Raw genomic sequence first — 3900 nt, forward strand, 5'->3', positions numbered from 1 at the left:
AGAACGTAAACCAAAAAACGAGGAATTAACTACCTTGATAACCTTGGCTGTTAATGCCAAATCTTGATTTACTAATTGGGCGATTGTTTTGAATTCCGGTTCTGGCTTGTTTATTTCCTGTCTAATATTAATGAGTATCTGTGGTTGACTCGGGAACTGAATGCTAGCAAAAATTTTCTTCGCCTCGACCAACACCGAGCTGTTCATTTTTTATCTCTCCTTTTTGGCATAATTGTGGACTGCAATTCAGTGTTCTCTATCTTCCGTTTATCGGTAAAGCTTGAATACTCTTTAACCATCTCACGTGTTGTCTAAAGTCAGTTTTACTGGCATTTCACACTTGGAAGAAGTGTCGAGTTTGACCATGTTCACGCCGGCTTTTCTGCTGCTTTTTCACTCCATCTGTGAAATTTATTTCACGATTTTGGAAATTAATCAAACACCCCCAAAAACACCCCCAAATCAGCACGAAGTGAGCTGCTCGCCAACCTTCTGTTTTGAATATTGCTTGACTACCCCTATTTGCAGTATCTTTCATGCACTAGCTGAACGGCTCAGAATAGCCAAAAGCGGCCGTTCGAGCAGGATGGTTATTAGCGTCCACAGAACTTTTCCCTTGCACTTTAAAAGGGATTTTTTTATTTATGAGTTGAAAATTCTAGGCTTTTTCTCTAAAAAAATTAAGCCTAAACACTGACCTATGGAGAAGGTAAGCATGGGAGAAATTAAAACGAGTCTTTTATGCTCGTTATTTCTAATAACCTTGAGTTTTGTATTGACCATTGGGTGTGAGAAAGCTAAAAATCGCAAGCCGGCTACTGAACAACCTGTAGTAGAAGTGGAAACGGTAGGCGATACCTCGGAGGTCGAACAAAAAGCAAAGCCTGTTCCTAGTTTAGAAAGACGCGCAGAAGTTGAAACTCGATTAGAATCTTTATTATCTCTAATTGAAGAAAGGGAAAAAATTTTACTCGACAAAGAAAAAAGACTTTTTGCTTTGGAGAAACGCGTGGAGGAAAGAGCAGCAAACTTGGACAAAGGAGAGAAGAATCTTAGGCTACAGCAAACTATTTCTTGGATTGTGCTGGCTTTAGGGGCTGTTAGCATCGGATTAGCTTTTGTTATAGGTACAAGACAGCGGAAAAAAACCGCTGTTAAGGCTAAGGTGGGCAAACCCAGTAAAATACCCGGCGCAAAAGAACGTCCGAAAACCAAGGTAAAACCAGAAACTAAAAAAGCAACAGAGGAAACAATACAAAAAACAAAAAAGTGAAGCAGCTTCAGAAATGGAATCGGAATCAGAACAGAAAACAAAATAAATGGAATAAACAAATTCAAGGCTGATTGAAATAATAAGGATGGCAATCCTATTTCGACTGGAGGGCGTGGGGGTGAAAAACTCCATCCATCATGCTGCGCTCCGTTCATAATGATAACATAAACCGCCAAGAATGGGTATTTTGCCCACTTTTCCATCTCTCTGGGATTTGTATCCTTCTGGAACCCGCTGACCTAATCCTTGATGGGGACGTTGCGAATTATAATAATCAATATATTCCTGTAAAATATTCAAAATCTGTTTTTCACTGATGAGCAAAAAATAATCGAGTGCTTCCCGCCGCACGGTTCCAATAAAACGCTCAGCGATAGAATTCATGTTTGGAGCTTTGACCGAGGTTCTTATCTCTTTGATTCCATAAGCGAGATAATTCAGGTTTAATTGTGCTGCATTATCATGAATCATATATACTAAACTGTTCAATTTTTCTCCAAATCCAATTAACTGCTGCCGAACAAATTCACGGCAAGGACTCCGCGTTATCGCAAAATCCACAATCTCCCGGGTTTTGTGATAGATAATGAAATAGACATAGAATCGTTGATTCAGTACTGTGTCTACTGTAAAAAAATCTGCAGCATAAAGCGAATGAATCTGTTGACTTAAGAACTGCTTCCAGGTTAAGGATTGTTTGACTTTTCCTCTCCGCCGGAAGTCGCTTAAAATATTCCGAATGGTATTCTTATCCAAATGTATATTTAATTTCAGCAGTTCCCCCTGTATTCTCTTATGGCCCCAGTATAGATTGTCGTTTTTCATCGTCAGAATAAGTTGCTTGATCTCATTGCTAACCGGCGGTCTGCCAACTGGCGTTTTTCTTTTGAATGTCCAAAAGTGTTTGATCAATTGTCTCTGCCAGCGCAGCACCGTTTCCGGTTTCACGATTGAGATAGATTCTTTAATTTCGCTGCTCCTGGTCAGAATAGATAGAATGATTCGGTCGGTTTGCCGGATTGGAAGTCGTTTTTTCCGAATCTGTCGCTTCAGGATCTCAAGTTCCTTCTGTTGGAGTGAAACGTGAAGTAGCAGTCGCTTTTCAGATTTAAACAGATTCAAGATGAGACTGAAAACAAAAGTAAGCAATGAAAACATGTACCCTCCTAAAAATCGTAGAATATCAATTTTCAGGATAATTCTCAAGGAATTTTTTTCGGATAAGGTTTTTCACCCCCACGAGCTCCCAAGAGAGTTAGGTATGGCGAAATCATAACCTTGTTACTTGCATCAATATTGTAATATATGTTTTCAAGCATTAGGAGTTTGAGCCATGTTAATGGATGGATTTCGGTAGCAATACCTGTGGAATAATATAAAATAACAAAAGGGAGTAAAAGAACACCGCCTGCTGCTGGAAAATGGCCATAGTAAAGGTTATCTGAGCCCTTACCAAAATATATAGACCCTGAATAACTAAAATAATCATCTAGATAAATCTCGCCAGTTAGCCCGAAATAGTTGATATCCCAAATATCAGGTAAACTTCGATGCTGAAATGAAGCGCTTACAATTGCTTTCTTTGCTAGAGTGACAGTTGAATCCGGTTCGCCTTGCGCTGTTGACTTTTTACTTGAAAAAATGATAAGTGTAGCAATCAAAAAATCAATTTTTTCATTATGATTTCCTCCTTTAATTCTCTGAACCCTCATCGTGATTGCGGGAGTTAAGACAGGATTGTCCTACGCGTTCTCCAACAATCAGATGAGAGGGGCGTCCTATGTTGCCTACTCCATCGTTTCCAATGAAGGTTTAAGGGACAACTATCTGTAGTATATCACACCCTCCAAGGAAACTCATTCTTTGTCTCTACATTCACAGCAAGTGTTTTGTAACGAGCAATAAGGTCTTTTAGTGGAGGATATATTGCGTCTGGTTCTGGGGCAGAGTCAGACCACTTTAAATATGCCTCAGAATCCGGGAAAAGATAACCATTCTCATCAAAGTACCTCTGGCAACTATCAATAAACTTCTGTGTCTTTGTTTTGTTGGCATAGATTTTGGACATGCTTTCGATAACTTCTTCTTGCTTGCCTTCTGGATTTATGTACCATCCTAAATTAAATAGCTTTTTAAGGGAAAAGCGAGCATCTCTAAAATTCTTAAATACTCCTATGTTGTGTTGATAAAAATAATAAGCAATAAAACAAACGACTTTCTTTTCAATGGCCTCCTTTAACCTGCTTATATATCTGGCAACGTTACTACTACTAAGTAAAAAAATGCAAGTAAATAACCCCTAAATAAAGCTTTTAACCTGGACAGACTATCAATTTCCTGCTAAAATATTATCGTCGTCAATAACAGAATTCTAAGGGACAATATGACAATAAAATCGTTGGCTATAATTTTTATGTTGTTTTGTGTTGGTACAACTGTACATGCAAGCTCTAGCAAATCAAAACTAAAACCAACCCTTACAAGTCTAACACAATCAACAAGACGCAGTCTGACACAATCAACAATGAGCACAAAAATTAGACAACAACAAGAAATGGGTGAAAACAACACACATGGCCCTTCTGGTCACATGAATTTTTAAGTAAGCAATAATACAACTTCTTGAC

General features: G+C 38.5%; 4 protein-coding genes. 1 reads left to right on the top strand and 3 read right to left on the bottom strand.

Annotated features, from left to right (window positions below):
- Positions 1–207: HDOD domain-containing protein (locus tag IH879_21115; GenBank protein MCH7677428.1), on the bottom strand; the 207-nt coding region annotated here is incomplete at its 3' end.
- A gap of 508 nt (positions 208–715) precedes the next feature.
- On the opposite strand from IH879_21115, the gene IH879_21120 reads away from it, so the two are divergent.
- Positions 716–1273, top strand: coding sequence for a hypothetical protein (locus IH879_21120; GenBank protein ID MCH7677429.1), 558 nt, complete (start codon positions 716–718; stop codon positions 1271–1273).
- A 135-nt stretch (positions 1274–1408) separates the two neighbouring features.
- On the opposite strand, the gene IH879_21125 is transcribed toward IH879_21120, so the two are convergent.
- Both IH879_21125 and IH879_21130 read right to left on the bottom strand, forming a co-directional pair.
- Positions 1409–2431 carry a transposase gene (locus tag IH879_21125; protein MCH7677430.1) on the bottom strand — a complete coding sequence of 341 codons (1023 nt, stop codon included), beginning with the start codon at positions 2429–2431 and terminating at the stop codon, positions 1409–1411.
- 44 nt (positions 2432–2475) lie between these two features.
- Positions 2476–2985, bottom strand: a complete 510-nt coding sequence (locus IH879_21130; GenBank protein MCH7677431.1) for a hypothetical protein — start codon at positions 2983–2985, stop codon at positions 2476–2478.
- Positions 2986–3900: the final 915 nt, after the last annotated feature.

It is taken from the genome of candidate division KSB1 bacterium (assembly GCA_022562085.1).
Classification (GTDB): Bacteria; Zhuqueibacterota; Zhuqueibacteria; order Oceanimicrobiales; family Oceanimicrobiaceae; genus Oceanimicrobium.

What these genes read in the sequence shown, in the direction of transcription:
- IH879_21120 (MCH7677429.1), top strand. Translation starts at nt 716, where the DNA reads ATGGGAGAAATTAAAACGAGTCTTTTATGCTCGTTATTTCTAATAACC.
- IH879_21125 (MCH7677430.1), bottom strand. Translation starts at nt 2,431, where the DNA reads ATGTTTTCATTGCTTACTTTTGTTTTCAGTCTCATCTTGAATCTGTTT.
- IH879_21130 (MCH7677431.1), bottom strand. Translation starts at nt 2,985, where the DNA reads ATGAGGGTTCAGAGAATTAAAGGAGGAAATCATAATGAAAAAATTGAT.